Origin of the sequence: Tumebacillus algifaecis (genome assembly GCF_002243515.1) — a bacterium.
In the GTDB taxonomy this organism is placed as follows: Bacteria; Bacillota; Bacilli; order Tumebacillales; family Tumebacillaceae; genus Tumebacillus_A; species Tumebacillus_A algifaecis.
The window spans coordinates 4,252,399-4,264,764 of sequence record NZ_CP022657.1 but is presented as its reverse complement, the minus strand read 5'-3'; the positions used below and the strand labels follow the sequence as shown (position 1 = coordinate 4,264,764).

18 protein-coding genes are annotated in these 12,366 nt (G+C 52.2%); 17 read left to right on the top strand and 1 reads right to left on the bottom strand.

The features are described from left to right. Positions 1–4 precede the first annotated feature (4 nt). The 14 genes from CIG75_RS18940 (at position 5) to CIG75_RS18880 (ending at position 8,313) form a co-directional block, all read left to right on the top strand. Positions 5–973 (top strand): XkdQ/YqbQ family protein, encoded by a 969-nt coding sequence (locus CIG75_RS18940; RefSeq protein ID WP_094238039.1) that lies wholly within the window; start codon positions 5–7, stop codon positions 971–973. Continuing rightward, positions 973–1,239 carry a DUF2577 family protein gene (locus CIG75_RS18935; protein ID WP_157729653.1) on the top strand — a complete coding sequence of 89 codons (267 nt, stop codon included), beginning with the start codon at positions 973–975 and terminating at the stop codon, positions 1,237–1,239. Before CIG75_RS18940 ends, CIG75_RS18935 begins: the two co-directional genes overlap by 1 nt. Positions 1,240–1,243: 4 nt before the next feature. Beyond that, positions 1,244–1,657 carry a DUF2634 domain-containing protein gene (locus CIG75_RS18930; RefSeq protein WP_094238037.1) on the top strand — a complete coding sequence of 138 codons (414 nt, stop codon included), beginning with the start codon at positions 1,244–1,246 and terminating at the stop codon, positions 1,655–1,657. Next, positions 1,650–1,838, top strand: coding sequence for a hypothetical protein (locus tag CIG75_RS18925; protein WP_094238036.1), 189 nt, complete (start codon positions 1,650–1,652; stop codon positions 1,836–1,838). The genes CIG75_RS18930 and CIG75_RS18925 overlap by 8 nt, the downstream gene beginning before the upstream one ends. Continuing rightward, entirely contained in the window at positions 1,838–2,917 is a 1,080-nt protein-coding gene (locus tag CIG75_RS18920) for a baseplate J/gp47 family protein (RefSeq protein ID WP_094238035.1), read from the top strand. The genes CIG75_RS18925 and CIG75_RS18920 overlap by 1 nt, the downstream gene beginning before the upstream one ends. Next, the gene (locus CIG75_RS18915; protein WP_094238034.1) at positions 2,910–3,494 is read left to right on the top strand and encodes a putative phage tail protein; all 585 of its coding nucleotides are present in this window, start codon (positions 2,910–2,912) and stop codon (positions 3,492–3,494) included. Before CIG75_RS18920 ends, CIG75_RS18915 begins: the two co-directional genes overlap by 8 nt. Continuing rightward, positions 3,491–3,772 (top strand): ketopantoate hydroxymethyltransferase, encoded by a 282-nt coding sequence (locus tag CIG75_RS18910; RefSeq protein ID WP_094238033.1) that lies wholly within the window; start codon positions 3,491–3,493, stop codon positions 3,770–3,772. The genes CIG75_RS18915 and CIG75_RS18910 overlap by 4 nt, the downstream gene beginning before the upstream one ends. A gap of 1 nt (position 3,773) precedes the next feature. Next, positions 3,774–4,481 carry a hypothetical protein gene (locus CIG75_RS18905; protein WP_094238032.1) on the top strand — a complete coding sequence of 236 codons (708 nt, stop codon included), beginning with the start codon at positions 3,774–3,776 and terminating at the stop codon, positions 4,479–4,481. A gap of 10 nt (positions 4,482–4,491) precedes the next feature. Continuing rightward, a complete protein-coding gene (locus CIG75_RS18900; protein WP_094238031.1) occupies positions 4,492–5,220 on the top strand; it encodes a hypothetical protein in 729 nt (242 codons plus the stop codon). 40 nt (positions 5,221–5,260) lie between these two features. Next, a complete protein-coding gene (locus CIG75_RS18895; protein WP_172844486.1) occupies positions 5,261–5,665 on the top strand; it encodes a phage holin family protein in 405 nt (134 codons plus the stop codon). Continuing rightward, on the top strand, positions 5,665–6,522 hold the full coding sequence (locus CIG75_RS18890; protein WP_094238029.1) for an N-acetylmuramoyl-L-alanine amidase family protein: 858 nt from the start codon (positions 5,665–5,667) through the stop codon (positions 6,520–6,522). The genes CIG75_RS18895 and CIG75_RS18890 overlap by 1 nt, the downstream gene beginning before the upstream one ends. A gap of 153 nt (positions 6,523–6,675) precedes the next feature. Next, positions 6,676–6,834: a hypothetical protein gene (locus CIG75_RS20880; RefSeq protein ID WP_157729652.1), complete on the top strand. Its 159-nt coding sequence runs from the start codon at positions 6,676–6,678 to the stop codon at positions 6,832–6,834. 449 nt (positions 6,835–7,283) lie between these two features. After that, positions 7,284–7,682, top strand: coding sequence for a Panacea domain-containing protein (locus tag CIG75_RS21665; protein WP_094238028.1), 399 nt, complete (start codon positions 7,284–7,286; stop codon positions 7,680–7,682). Further along, the gene (locus tag CIG75_RS18880; protein ID WP_094238027.1) at positions 7,675–8,313 is read left to right on the top strand and encodes a hypothetical protein; all 639 of its coding nucleotides are present in this window, start codon (positions 7,675–7,677) and stop codon (positions 8,311–8,313) included. The genes CIG75_RS21665 and CIG75_RS18880 overlap by 8 nt, the downstream gene beginning before the upstream one ends. A gap of 33 nt (positions 8,314–8,346) precedes the next feature. Here CIG75_RS18880 and CIG75_RS18875 read toward each other — a convergent pair whose 3' ends face one another. Further along, on the bottom strand, positions 8,347–8,667 hold the full coding sequence (locus CIG75_RS18875) for a YolD-like family protein (RefSeq protein WP_094238026.1): 321 nt from the start codon (positions 8,665–8,667) through the stop codon (positions 8,347–8,349). Positions 8,668–9,223: 556 nt separating this feature from the next. Between CIG75_RS18875 and CIG75_RS20875 the strand changes: the two genes are divergently transcribed. The 3 genes from CIG75_RS20875 to argJ all read left to right on the top strand — a co-directional run bounded on the left by CIG75_RS20875 (position 9,224) and on the right by argJ (position 12,352). Beyond that, a complete protein-coding gene (locus CIG75_RS20875; RefSeq protein ID WP_157729651.1) occupies positions 9,224–9,727 on the top strand; it encodes a hypothetical protein in 504 nt (167 codons plus the stop codon). A gap of 335 nt (positions 9,728–10,062) precedes the next feature. Then, complete coding sequence (gene argC / locus CIG75_RS18865) at positions 10,063–11,097, top strand: N-acetyl-gamma-glutamyl-phosphate reductase (RefSeq protein WP_094238024.1); 1,035 nt, start codon at positions 10,063–10,065, stop codon at positions 11,095–11,097. A gap of 28 nt (positions 11,098–11,125) precedes the next feature. Beyond that, positions 11,126–12,352 carry a bifunctional glutamate N-acetyltransferase/amino-acid acetyltransferase ArgJ gene (argJ, locus tag CIG75_RS18860; protein ID WP_094238497.1) on the top strand — a complete coding sequence of 409 codons (1,227 nt, stop codon included), beginning with the start codon at positions 11,126–11,128 and terminating at the stop codon, positions 12,350–12,352. Positions 12,353–12,366: the final 14 nt, after the last annotated feature.

Genomic DNA, 12,366 nt, shown 5'->3' with positions numbered 1-12,366 from the left:
GTACATGTTGGAAGTGATGATCGACAACAAAGACGGCAACGTCTGGGACATTTCTGACCTTGTCTCTTCGTTCCAGTGGAAGACCGGGCGGATCGGTAAGGCTTCGAGTGCTGAACTTCAGTTTGTGAAAGGCGGCATCTACGAGAACAAGTCATTCCGCTATAGCAACGGCGACATCCTCCGCGTGAAGAAGGACGGCTTCGGCGTCTTCTACGGCTACATTTTCAGCATCGACACTGGCAAAGACGAGCAGGTGAAGATCACCGCATATGACCAGCTTCGCTATCTCATGTCGAACGACACATACGTCTTCAAAAACGTAACGGCTACGCAGGTCATCCAGCGGATCGCCGGTGACTTCGGACTTAAAGTCGGCGCACTGGCCGACACGGGCCACAAGATCCCGTCAATGATCGAAGACAGCAAGAAGCTCATGGACATCGTTTGCAAGGCTCTCGATTTGACGCTCATTGCCACGACACGGAATTACGTCTTCTACGATGATTTCGGCGCGCTGCGCTTACGGAACATCAACGAGATGGCTGTTGAGTTCGTAGTCGGAGACGGAAGTTTGCTGTATGACTACGAATTCAAGCGATCGATTGACAGCGACACGCACAACCGCGTGAAGCTCGTTCGCGACAACAAAGAGTCCGGCAAGCGTGACGTGTACATCGCACAGGACTCAGCCAACATCGCACGTTGGGGCCGCTTGCAGCTATATGAAACTGTGGACGAGAAAGCCAACGCTGCTCAAATCAACGAGATGCTGAACAATCTGCTCAAACTGAAAAACAGAGAGCAGAAGAGTTTACGACTGAGCGCGATCGGCGACATTCGCGTCCGCGCTGGATGCTACGTTCCGGTGATCATCCAAGAAATTAGCATCAACCAATATTTCCTCATTGATGAGTGCACGCACACAATAGAAGGCGCCGATCACACTATGGCGCTTGAATTGAAGGTGATTTGATGCTGGAGGTTCTGAAACAAATCGCAACCAACACACAAGAGGCAGGGAGTCCAGTTGCCGTGATGTTCGGCACTGTGACCAAGGTCAGCCCGATCGAAGTGCTAGTGGATCAACGCCTATCGCTATCAAATGATGGCGTTTCAGATCCATCTCTACAGACATTGATTCTGACGGAAAAGGTCCGTTCATTGGCAGTAAATGACTCGGTTGTTTTGCTCCGTGTTCAAGGCGGCCAGCAATTCGTGGTGATAGATAAGGTGGTGTGAGCACATGATTCCGCTGGGCGGCGTACTGAGCGCCGGAGAAGAGACTTTAGAGGAAACGGAACAGCCGAGCCGCACATATCGCATCGACTGGTCGGAGAAACGAGCGATCGGAACGGTGGACGGTATTGAAGCGGTCACGCAATCCGTGTACAAGATTCTGCAAACGGATCGCTTTGAAAACCTGATTTACAGCTCCGACTACGGCGCTGAGTACGCCGGACTGCACGGAAACCAGCGGCAGTACATCCAGTCGGAGTTACGGCGGCGTATCCGCGAGGCTCTGCTGCAAGATGACCGTATCACTGGTGTTGAGGCGATGGAGTTCAGGTTCGGCGCTGACTCGGTGCTTGTGGAGTTCACTGTGGTATCGACGTTTGGGAATGCACAGATCAGACAGGAGGTTATGAACAATGGATGAGGAGCGAGTTCGGGAGATCGTGAGAGAAGAGATTGAAGCATCTTTCGTTATGCGAGTAGTGATGCAATCACCTGTCGTGCAGATCGTGAACGACGGAAAGCCGATAGATATTGATGCAGTCGCCCGGCGAATTGAACGGAGATTGGCAGACGGTCTTAAATCGGCGGGAGCAATGGCGTAATGTACAAGCATCAAACATACGAAGCAATCCTGAGTCGCATGCTGGACCGCGTGCCTGGCGACGTGGACAAGCGGGAGGGCAGCATCATTTATGATGCGCTAGCTCCAGCCGCCGCTGAGATGGCCCAGATGTACGTCGAGATGGATATCGACAAAAACTTGTCGTTCGCTGACACGTCCAGCGGTGAGTATTTGGAGCGAAGAACTGCAGAGTTCGGAGTAACCCGCCACGCGGCGACTAAGGCGCGGCGTTTGGGAATGTTCAGTGGGCAGGGCGGAGCTCCTGTCGATGTACCGATCGGTAGCAGATTCGCGATCGGCGAGCTGACCTATGTCGCGACCAGCAAGATTACGACAGGCTCGTTCGTTTTAGAGTGCGAGAGAGCGGGCATGGTAGGGAACCAACAGTTCGGCGCGCTACTCCCGATCGATTATCTCGACGGATTGGTCACAGCTGAGTTGGCCGACGTGCTGGTTCCGGGCGAGGACGCAGAGAGCGACGAGGACTTGCGGAAGCGGTACCTGGCGACAATCACTCAACAATCGTTTGGCGGAAACGCGGCCGACTACAAAGAAAAGATCGAATCAGTACCGGGGGTCGGTGGCGTTAAAGTGTATCCCGTATGGCAAGGTGGTGGAACGGTCAAGTGCACGATCATCGCAAGCGACTACAGTGTCCCATCTGCGACGCTGATCGACGAGGTGCAGACGCTGATCGATCCTGAAGTGAATCAAGGGGAAGGGCTTGGCTTAGCGCCGATCGGACATGTGGTTACGATCACTGGAGCATCGGCCGTCACGATAAACGTAGCCACAACACTAACGCTAGCCACAGGAACGACTCCGGGCATGGTGCAGGCGGACGTTGAGGCAGAGGTAGCGGCTTACCTGCTCTCATTACGAACGTCATGGAAAGATCAGCAATCACTCGTCGTTCGTATCAGCCAGATCGAAGCGAGGATTCTGAACGTGAGTGGTGTGGTAGACGTGACTGGAACAACGCTGAACGGCACGGCCGCCAATATCACGTTAAACAGTGATGAGATCCCAACACTCGGGACGGTGACGATCAATGTCTAAGCTCATGAACTACCTGCCGCCGTTTTACAGCGAGATCAAAGACTTCACCGAGCTGATGAGCACCGAAGAAGTGGAGGTCAACGCACTTCGCGCCGCTATCGATCGCCTGCTTGATGACCAGTTCGTCATGACGGCCAGCGAGCGCTCCATAAAGCGGCGAGAACAGATGCTCGGCATCCAGGCTGATCCGGCTACTGAATCGCTGGAATTTCGAAGACTGCGGCTCATCAACCGCTACTCAACTAAGCCGCCATTCACAATTCGATTTCTGCAAGAGCGACTGAACAGTCTCGTTGGACCCGGCCGAGCGACAGTCGACGTTGACCCGCGAAACTTCGTTCTCTCGATCGCGGCCGACATTGACAACGCTTCGATATTCAAAGAAGTTGAGCATACCGTCCGCACGACCATTCCTGCGAATCTGGTCTATCAGCAAAAAACCGCTTTGACAGGCCGAATCGGGATTTCAGAGCACATCACTACCCGCTCGATTCATCGCCAAATGCGACTCGGCACTACGTGGCGACTTGGAGTAGTTCCGATTTCGGAAGCGGGACCGGAGGTGATCATTAAGTGATCGAATCAGCATTTTTGCATGATGTAGCGTCATACACAGATTCACGTATCGCCAAAGTTGTGTTGAATGAGACGCACGAGATCACTTCGTTTGAAAGCCGCGCAATCACTGGTAGTGAACTTATATTGCGGTTTATGGTGCCATCCTCGGCAGTCTCGACGATCACCAAGATCGAGCTGAAGGATGCTGCGAACAACACCGTAAGTTCCAATGTTGTTTACGTACCGATTGCGACGGACACTGTGATCTCTCACACGATCAAAATCTTGGAGGTGTAGCATGCCATACGTACCAAAGACAGACTGGCGGTATGATGAAACTGTCGCGGAAAACGATTTGAACAGAATCGAAGGCGGTATCCAAGAGTCTCTACAGAAAGTAGACGCGATCACACCCGCGCAAATCGGCGCAGAAACGCCAGCAGGAGCGCAGGCCAAGGTGGACGCTCATAAAAACACCACAACAGGCGCACACGCGGCCAGCGCGATCAGCATCGAGGACACGGCCAGCCAGTTCACGGCCAGTAACGTCGAAGAGGCGCTGGCTGAGCTTTTTACCTCTGTCGATAATGGGAAAGCGCAAATCAAGACCGCCATTATCGCCAAGGGGGGCACGGTTGCAGGGACTGCTCCCCACAGCTTTCAGGAGCTGACTAACGGAATTGCTGGAATTGCCACAGGAAAACGATTCGCAAGCGGCTCCGCCGTTGCGGGCAGCTCGACTGGAAATCCTGTTACTGTCACTGGGCTTGCCTTCAGCCCGAAAATTATCATTCTTGTCAATCCTGATTCGGATCTTCTGAAGTGGATTATTAGGAATGAATACGACGCGAGTTCGGCGATCTGGCAAACGAGGATCCAGCAGACTACAACTAGTGGACAAACAACGGGGAGCCAAGGCGTTACGGTCGCCCCGACTGCGGGAGGTTTCACGGGTTTGACCTGGTTCGGTATTAACGCTACAACTCGGTGGTATGCAGTAGAATAGGAGGTTTGCTATGAAATTCATTGGACGGAAAATCTATTACGAGATCACGACGGGTAACGTAATCCTTGATACTGGCGAAAGGGCTGGTGATGTGGTCGAAACAACAGTAGGACAAGACTTTGCGGCTTATATGGCACTTGCTGAACGCGTACCGGAGAGTGTCGGCGTTATCCAATTCGCATTCGGTGAACACGCGGAGAACTTCTCCCGCTATCCGTACCGCATCGATCCGGCAACCGAGGCGATTCTATGGGGCGTTGACAGCACGGGGGTGGACCTCGACCAACTGAAAGTGGCAAAGATTGCTCAACTCGAAGACTTCTACAAACAATCGATCGAATCAGGTTTCACCTCGACCGCTCTCGGAGATGAGCACATATATCCGTCCAACGACCAAGCCCAAAGAGACCTGCAAATCGTCATCAAGCGCTTGGAGATCGCTGAAAGCGATGCTCGGGCCGCAGACATTGACCTGACCGATCCGGACAACTTGCCGACCTTCGCGTACCTCACGCTTGATAGCGGACCGTTACCACACACGCTCGCCCAACTGAACAGAGTGTTTGCCGACGGAGTGGATGCAGCGGTACCAGCTTTAGACCGCTTCCGGACTCTTCGTGAAGCGGTACTGGCGTGTGAAACGATTGATGAAGTACAACAGATTGATTGGAACGAAACACTCATTACAACCACAACTACATCTTGGTCAGTCATAAGAACAAACACGGAGGGCGCTTAGGGGCGGTCTCTTTTTGTTTTACCAAAAATGACAAGTGAGGATGATATTTGTGGAAACAGCGGTAAAAGCAATTATTGCGACGGGCGGCAGTCTTGCCGGGTATCTTTGGGGCGGATGGAGCTACCTGCTCAGCATCCTAGTGGTGTTTGCGGTGATCGATTTTGCAACAGGCTGGGTCGCAGCAGGAATGGAAGGCAAACTCAAGAGCAAGATCAGCTATGTTGGGGCCGCGAAAAAGGCGCTCATCTTTGCGATCATTGCGATGTGCCATATGGTGGACACAGCTCTCGGCAACGGGCATCTGGTGCGAGACGCGGCAATTTTCTTCTACTTGGCAAATGAAGCACTGTCGATCATCGAGAATGCAGGTCGCATTGGCCTCCCGCTACCGACCATGCTGAAAAATGCAGTTGAGGTTTTGCGAGAGAAAGGCGGTGCGAAGTAATGTCCAAATTAGTAGTCCTCGATGCTGGTCACGGAGGAAAAGACCCAGGCGCTGTGTCCGGCGATCTGCGGGAGAAAGATTTCACTCTCAAATTCACGCAGATGGTCGGCGTGCACCTGCTGCGCTCCGGCCTGCGCGTTGAGTACACGCGGACTTCGGATGAGTTTATCGACCTGTCTCCGCGCGCGGCATTCGCCAACAAGCTTGGCGCCGACTTCTATGTCTCCTATCACCTGAACAGCAACCTAGGCGAGCCAGGGACAGGGTTTGAGTCATATGTTCAGATCGGATGCACAGGAGGAGAGACAGATCGAAAGCGGAAGATCATCCATCACCACATGGCAAAGGTGGCCCTGAAATATGGGCTTGCCGATCGGAGATGGAAGTCTAAAGACTTGGCGGTGACGCGGGAAACAACGATGGATGCGGCGCTGTTCGAGCTGCTGTTCATCAACAATCCGACCGACGCGCTGCTGCTCAAAAATGAGGCGTTCATCGTGGAGATGAGCGAGGCATCTGCCCGCGGGATCTGCGAGGCGCTGGGCGTACCGTACAAGCCAGCAACACCAGTCTCCTCCGCACCGAAACTCGACCCTGTGGCTGCGAAGCTCGCCATCGCACTCTACGGCTCGATCACGCAAACATCCGTCGAGGAGATCACCGTTGCCTGCAACTACGCGGCAAACGCGATCCGGCGGGCGGTAGGGCTCGAGATCACAACCGATCTGGGCAAGCCGACCAAAGCGGCAGCGGACATCATCATTCGGGCTTCTGGCACGATGTGGGAGGGGGCACGTTCGGAGGAGTTGCGGGATTGCTTCCATCATGCGGCCGAGGCGTTGCGCAATGTAAAATAGTCGTGTAAAATAACACTATCCTTTTGTCATCCATTGCGGATGCGCAAATAAAAAAGACCAGCGAGGGTGCGCGCCCTTGGCTGGTCTTTTTTTGCGTTCTAAGGAATGATCATGCGCTCGTAATATTGAAATAGCCGCATGGAGGTGAAATGGATGAAGACACATGAGCTCGCGGAAATTCTGGATCACTTCGCACGAATATTACGCAAGATGCCAGATATGCCCGTTGTAACTGCTTTAAGGAATCTAGAGCTGTTGGTCGATTCAGATAAAGTAGCGCAAGATGCTTTTGAAGTAGACTCTCCTGCGTGACGCTTACCTGTGGTGAGCGTCTTTATTCACCTCATGAAACCGTATTTCGAAAGGTATAGATAATATGTAATCTGGATTGGATTAATTTTAAATGTAGCCAATCGTGATTTTCGGTCCATTTTGCACAATGAAATAACCATCAAAAAAGTGGATTAATTAGGACAGAACAATACCAATTGATACAAAACAATACCAAATGGTATAAAAATTTAACATTTGTAGTATTATTTTCATAGCTATTATAGTAGAATGGAGTTACAAAGTCTGATCCAATGTTAGCGTCACTCCATATTCATCCTTCGTATTGGAAATAAATATGATGGAGAGAACTGGTATGTGAGGAGTTGGTGATGATGGCAAAAATCTTCTATATCAAAGATTGGAAGGGAAGACTCATGCCTAAAATTAATATTTCTGATCTTGCGCTATTTTTCCGCACTAAATAAGAGATGACTCACAAGAAGCTCCAAAAGCTTTGCTACTATGCGTATTCCTGGTACCTTACACTCTACAAGGATAAGCTCATTAACAATCGTTTTGAGGCTTGGATTCATGGTCCAGTAGATCCAGGGCTTTATCAGGAATATAAATCATTTGGATGGCGACCGATTCCTGTTGTAGGGTCCGCTCCTAAATTTGAAGATGATGTAGTCTCGTTCTTGGAGGACATTTGGGAGTCTTATGGGGACTTCACGGGTGACGAGTTGGAATACCTTTCGCATCAAGAAACCCCTTGGCTTGCGGCACGTGCGGGTCTTCCTGCAACTGCAGCTTGTAATACCAGGCTTCGAGATGAAGTAATTCGGGAATATTACCAACGAGTTTACGAAGAAGGTCAGAATGACTAAGAAGAAACTTCCCAATCGTGATGCAATCGCCAAAAGGATCGTTGGAAAAGAGCAGAATAAGTTCAACAAGGCTTCCAACAGGGAAGTAATCCAGAAATTCCATGAGGATAGAATTTTGTTTTCCTTTTGGCATCTGGATTACAGGTCTGAGGAAGCCTTTAATTTAGGAAGTCCCAAAGTTGACGTCCCTTGGTTTCTGCTATTTATCGATCATTTGAAGGAAATTTCAAAATTGACAAGGAAACAGCTCGAAACGACTGGACGGCATTACAAATTCCATCCTATACCTGTCGAAGAGAAGGGTTATAAGTTTAATGTGCCTGTTGATATCTTGGATGAAGCGCATGAATCAGCGTTTCAATTTGGTTTGGGAAAATCAAAGGGTAGAGTTTATGGGTTTATGGTCGATAACGAGTTTTATCTGGTTTGGATTGATCGAGAGCACAACCTATATCCAGATGATAATTACGGAGGATACAAAGCATATCCTCCGGTAATGTCGTACACCGATCTCGTCGAAGAAGAGAACCGAGCATTAAAAGCAAAAAACGATACTCTATTGCAAGAAAATAAAGAACTATTTCAGATGTTAGAGGATGCCCTAGATGGGCAAAGCAATCCTAGTGCATAAAGAAAAAGAGGTTCTCCGAGAACCTCTTTTTCTTTAATCCACCCCCACGATCCCTGCCAACTCCACACCTACAACTTTCCCAGCCAGATCATGACCTTTCAGCACATCAACTCGTACCCATTTCGGAACCATACTCACCTCTTCGATACGACCGGACTTCCACACCCGCAGCGTCACAAGTGAACCCGCCTCCATTGCATCGGAAATGGTCCGCTGTATCTCCTCATGAGCGTGCTCGTCCAAAACTGGCCTCTCGACGAAGTTCTCTTTCCTGATCTCCATCTCGATCATGACTCGCCTGTGTTCCGGGAGGATCATGCGGTTGCCTTCCCATAGCTTGTTGCCTCGTTGCATATATGGCGTCTCCTTTGATTGCGAATGTATGTTCTTATTCTATGACAACTGAGGAATGTTTATCAAACCGCTTAGGAGGCTTTCTGCGCGGTTTTTCGCGTTGGCGGTGAAATTCTCTATGCGTGGATAGAAATACGCAGGAGACAGGCGAGAGAGCAGGTTTCAGGAGCTGATGCAGGCGTAAAGTCTTGCAGGAATGCACTGCGCATCTCCCGAATCTTCTTACTACTACTAGGAGGTGTTGATGATGATTCGCTCGCAAATCTTACCGCCGACTCCGATGATCGCTGATTTTCCTCGTGAACTGCTTCCTCAGGGCCCACTAGGGAAACCGATCGAACCAGATCCTATTGGCTCGCATCCTTCAATGGAGCCGGGGCCAACACCACCTGGCTTTGCCTCTGATCCGTGTCCGCTGGGAAAATACCTAGCTTCAGAGTGGGGGCCAAACCCGCCGGGTTACAATGTCCCTCCTGATCCCTTCCGTTTCGGAGCTGGTGAGCTGAAGCATCCGGGCCGGAACAGCGTGGCACCACCGGGGCCAGACTTTCGCTTCATGGATGCACCGCCAATTCCGTATAACAACGTCCCTCCGCAACCGACGCATGTTGGTGAGGTGAAGCCGGGTACGCCGGACGGCATGGAGTTCAGTGATGTTCCTCCCGACCCGTGGAGCAGATACAGTCAGTCTGGGCCCGGTCCTTTGGAGTGTGGCGAGGTCAAACCGCCCGACCCGAACAAGGTTGGCGAGTTTGTCGGACCCGGACCTTCCTCCATCAAGTTCGGCGAAATTATCCCGATCGGGCCGAACAACTTCCGTTTCGATCCGTATCAAGTAGACCTACTTTTTGGTAATCAGAACCCAACCGACCCCTTCATCTCGTATGACCCGCCCGGTCGGCTGTCCTGTGGCGAGTTCAAACCACCGTTTCCGAATAGCGATCATAGCACCAATTCTCTTGCCTGCGACCCGAACCCGATTGATCCGTTTATCGAAACGGAACAGAATCCACCGTGGCCGTTTGCGAATAAGCTACCACTCAACCCACCTCTCCATTAAAAAGACCCCGTTTCGGGGTCTTTTTGTTCGAACTGCTTGTCCTAACCAATTTCCTAACAGAGTCATTATGAACGGTTATGAACAGATGGGAAAATAGCTCACCAGCACAAGGATAAACCGAGCTAATTCGGTACTATTCATGATTCGTTAGGAACACTTAGGAACGGATGAATAGTTTTGGCATAACAACACTCTCTGGGATTCACACGACGGATTCCACACCCTTTTGCAGCCCTTCCAAAAAGTTTTGGAAGGGTTTTTTGTTGCTTGTTTATGCATATGTATGTATAATAATTCATATTGTGAGACCAAGATTCAAGACGAGGTGAGCGTGGATGAACGTTGCCGTAATCGGGGCGACCGGATATACAGGATTGGAAGTGGTGCGGCTGTTGATGCAGCACCCGGAGTTGAACGTGACAGCGATCACGTCCGACTCGCAGGCAGGTGCGATGTTGACCGAAGTATACCCGCACTTGCAAGGGTTGGTACACGAACCATTGCAACGGGCAGAGGCGATGGAGCTGGCTCTCAAGGCCGACTTGGCGTTTGTTGCACTGCCGTCCGGGCTGTCCACCGGTCTGGTGCCGGAATTGCTGGGCGCAGGTTTGAAAGTGATCGACCTCGCGGGCGATCACAGGCTGTCCCAATCAGACTACGAGCAGTGGTATCAGAAAACGCCGCCGAGCGCTGAGGTGCTCGCACAGGCCGTATACGGTCTGCCAGAATATTATGCAGACCAGATTGCGACAGCTCGCCTGATCGCCAATCCCGGCTGCTATCCGACCGCAACCCTGTTGTCGCTGCTTCCTTTGGTCCAACAGGGCTTGATCGATCCGGACACGCTGATCGTCGATGCCAAATCGGGCGTTTCCGGTGCGGGCAAAGCGGTATCGCCAAGTTCGCATTTTGTTGAAGTCAATGAAAATTTTAAAGCATATAAAGTCGGCGTGCATCAGCACATCCCGGAGATCGAAGGGGTGCTTTCCCAGCATTGCGGGGAAAAAGTCACCCTTTCCTTCACGACCCATCTCGTGCCGATGACGCGCGGCATTTTAACCACTTCCTATGCCAAGCTGACCAGCGACGTTTCGACAGAAGAGTTGCTTGCGCTGTACCAAGAAACGTATCGCGACCAGCCGTTCGTCCGCATACGTGAAAAAGGGAACATGCCAGCGACCAAAGATGTCAGCACCAGCAACTTTTGCGACATCGGCCTGCGGGTCGATCCGCGCACCAAGCGAGTGACGGTGATCGGGGTCATCGACAATTTGATCAAAGGCGCAGCAGGTCAGGCGATCCAAAATGCCAACCTGCTCTGCGGCCTGCCGCAAACGACGGGGTTGCGCACCGCACCCGTCTACTTCTAGCAACCACAAGGGGGATTCAATGGTGAACATGATGGTAACAAACGCTGCCTTTACGTTACTGGCGGAAGGGACGGTCACAACCCCGCGCGGTTTTCAAGCGGCGGGTCTGCATGCTGGGATCAAGCGCAAGAAAAAGGATGTCGGTCTGCTGGTCAGCGCTGTGCCTGCCGCAGCAGCGGGAGTCTTTACGCTAAATGCAGTGCGCGCAGCTTGCGTCACACAAAATGAACAGCAACTGCAAGCGCTGCCCTATCTGCAAGCGATCATCGTCAACTCGGGCAACGCCAACGCCTGTACAGGCGCGAAAGGCGATGCGGACGCTAAGGAGATGCAACAGCACACCGCCGCAAAACTCGGACTGCCAGCACATGCGGTCGCGATCGCTTCGACCGGGGTGATCGGGGTACAGATGCCGATGGAGGCGTTAAAAGCTGGCATCGAGCAAGCGGCGGCTGGGCTCTCGGAGCTTGGTGGCGACGAGTTTGCTGAAGCGATGTTGACGACCGACACCTTTACGAAACAGGTCGCCGTGCAACTGACCATCGACGGGCAGACGGTCACGATCGGCGGTGCGGCCAAAGGGTCGGGGATGATCCATCCGAACATGGCGACGATGCTCGCCTTTGTCACCACCGATGCGAAAGTGGAACCGTCCGCTTTGCAGTCCCTGCTGAGCCGCACGACCGACCAGACGTACAATCGAATCACCGTCGATGGTGACACTTCGACGAACGACATGGTGCTGGTCATGGCGAATGGACTCGCGCAAAATCAGAGCTTAGACGAGACGCACCCAGACTGGTTCGCCTTTGTGGAGGCGTTCCGCTATGTATCGGAAAAACTGGCCAAAGACATCGCCCGCGACGGCGAAGGGGCGACCAAATTGGTTCAAGTCGCAGTAAACGGAGCGGTCAGCGAACTGGTCGCCACCCAGATCGCAAAAAAGGTGGTCGGTTCCTCGTTGGTCAAAACGGCAGTCTTCGGCGCCGATGCGAACTGGGGCCGGATCTTGGCGGCCATCGGTTACGCAGGCGTACCGTTCGACCCGGCGCGCGTTGACATTTGGCTCGGAGAAGTGCAGGTCGCGGCGCAGGGCATGGGGCTGAACTTCGACGAAGCGGCCGCCAAAGCGCATCTGCTGGGCGACACGGTGCAAATCACGATCGATCTGAACATGGGGGATGCCGCTTCGACCGCATACGGCTGCGATCTGACCTATGACTATGTGCGTATCAACGCCAGCTATCGGACGTAAGGGGGGAGTGTGGA

What these genes read in the sequence shown, in the direction of transcription:
- CIG75_RS18940 (WP_094238039.1), top strand. Translation starts at nt 5, where the DNA reads ATGTTGGAAGTGATGATCGACAACAAAGACGGCAACGTCTGGGACATT.
- CIG75_RS18880 (WP_094238027.1), top strand. Translation starts at nt 7,675, where the DNA reads ATGACTAAGAAGAAACTTCCCAATCGTGATGCAATCGCCAAAAGGATC.
- CIG75_RS18915 (WP_094238034.1), top strand. Translation starts at nt 2,910, where the DNA reads ATGTCTAAGCTCATGAACTACCTGCCGCCGTTTTACAGCGAGATCAAA.
- CIG75_RS18905 (WP_094238032.1), top strand. Translation starts at nt 3,774, where the DNA reads ATGCCATACGTACCAAAGACAGACTGGCGGTATGATGAAACTGTCGCG.
- argC (WP_094238024.1), top strand. Translation starts at nt 10,063, where the DNA reads ATGAACGTTGCCGTAATCGGGGCGACCGGATATACAGGATTGGAAGTG.
- CIG75_RS18895 (WP_172844486.1), top strand. Translation starts at nt 5,261, where the DNA reads ATGATATTTGTGGAAACAGCGGTAAAAGCAATTATTGCGACGGGCGGC.
- CIG75_RS20875 (WP_157729651.1), top strand. Translation starts at nt 9,224, where the DNA reads ATGGATGCACCGCCAATTCCGTATAACAACGTCCCTCCGCAACCGACG.
- CIG75_RS18890 (WP_094238029.1), top strand. Translation starts at nt 5,665, where the DNA reads ATGTCCAAATTAGTAGTCCTCGATGCTGGTCACGGAGGAAAAGACCCA.
- CIG75_RS20880 (WP_157729652.1), top strand. Translation starts at nt 6,676, where the DNA reads ATGAAGACACATGAGCTCGCGGAAATTCTGGATCACTTCGCACGAATA.
- CIG75_RS18925 (WP_094238036.1), top strand. Translation starts at nt 1,650, where the DNA reads ATGGATGAGGAGCGAGTTCGGGAGATCGTGAGAGAAGAGATTGAAGCA.
- CIG75_RS18920 (WP_094238035.1), top strand. Translation starts at nt 1,838, where the DNA reads ATGTACAAGCATCAAACATACGAAGCAATCCTGAGTCGCATGCTGGAC.
- CIG75_RS18930 (WP_094238037.1), top strand. Translation starts at nt 1,244, where the DNA reads ATGATTCCGCTGGGCGGCGTACTGAGCGCCGGAGAAGAGACTTTAGAG.
- argJ (WP_094238497.1), top strand. Translation starts at nt 11,126, where the DNA reads ATGATGGTAACAAACGCTGCCTTTACGTTACTGGCGGAAGGGACGGTC.
- CIG75_RS18935 (WP_157729653.1), top strand. Translation starts at nt 973, where the DNA reads ATGCTGGAGGTTCTGAAACAAATCGCAACCAACACACAAGAGGCAGGG.
- CIG75_RS21665 (WP_094238028.1), top strand. Translation starts at nt 7,284, where the DNA reads ATGACTCACAAGAAGCTCCAAAAGCTTTGCTACTATGCGTATTCCTGG.
- CIG75_RS18900 (WP_094238031.1), top strand. Translation starts at nt 4,492, where the DNA reads ATGAAATTCATTGGACGGAAAATCTATTACGAGATCACGACGGGTAAC.
- CIG75_RS18875 (WP_094238026.1), bottom strand. Translation starts at nt 8,667, where the DNA reads ATGCAACGAGGCAACAAGCTATGGGAAGGCAACCGCATGATCCTCCCG.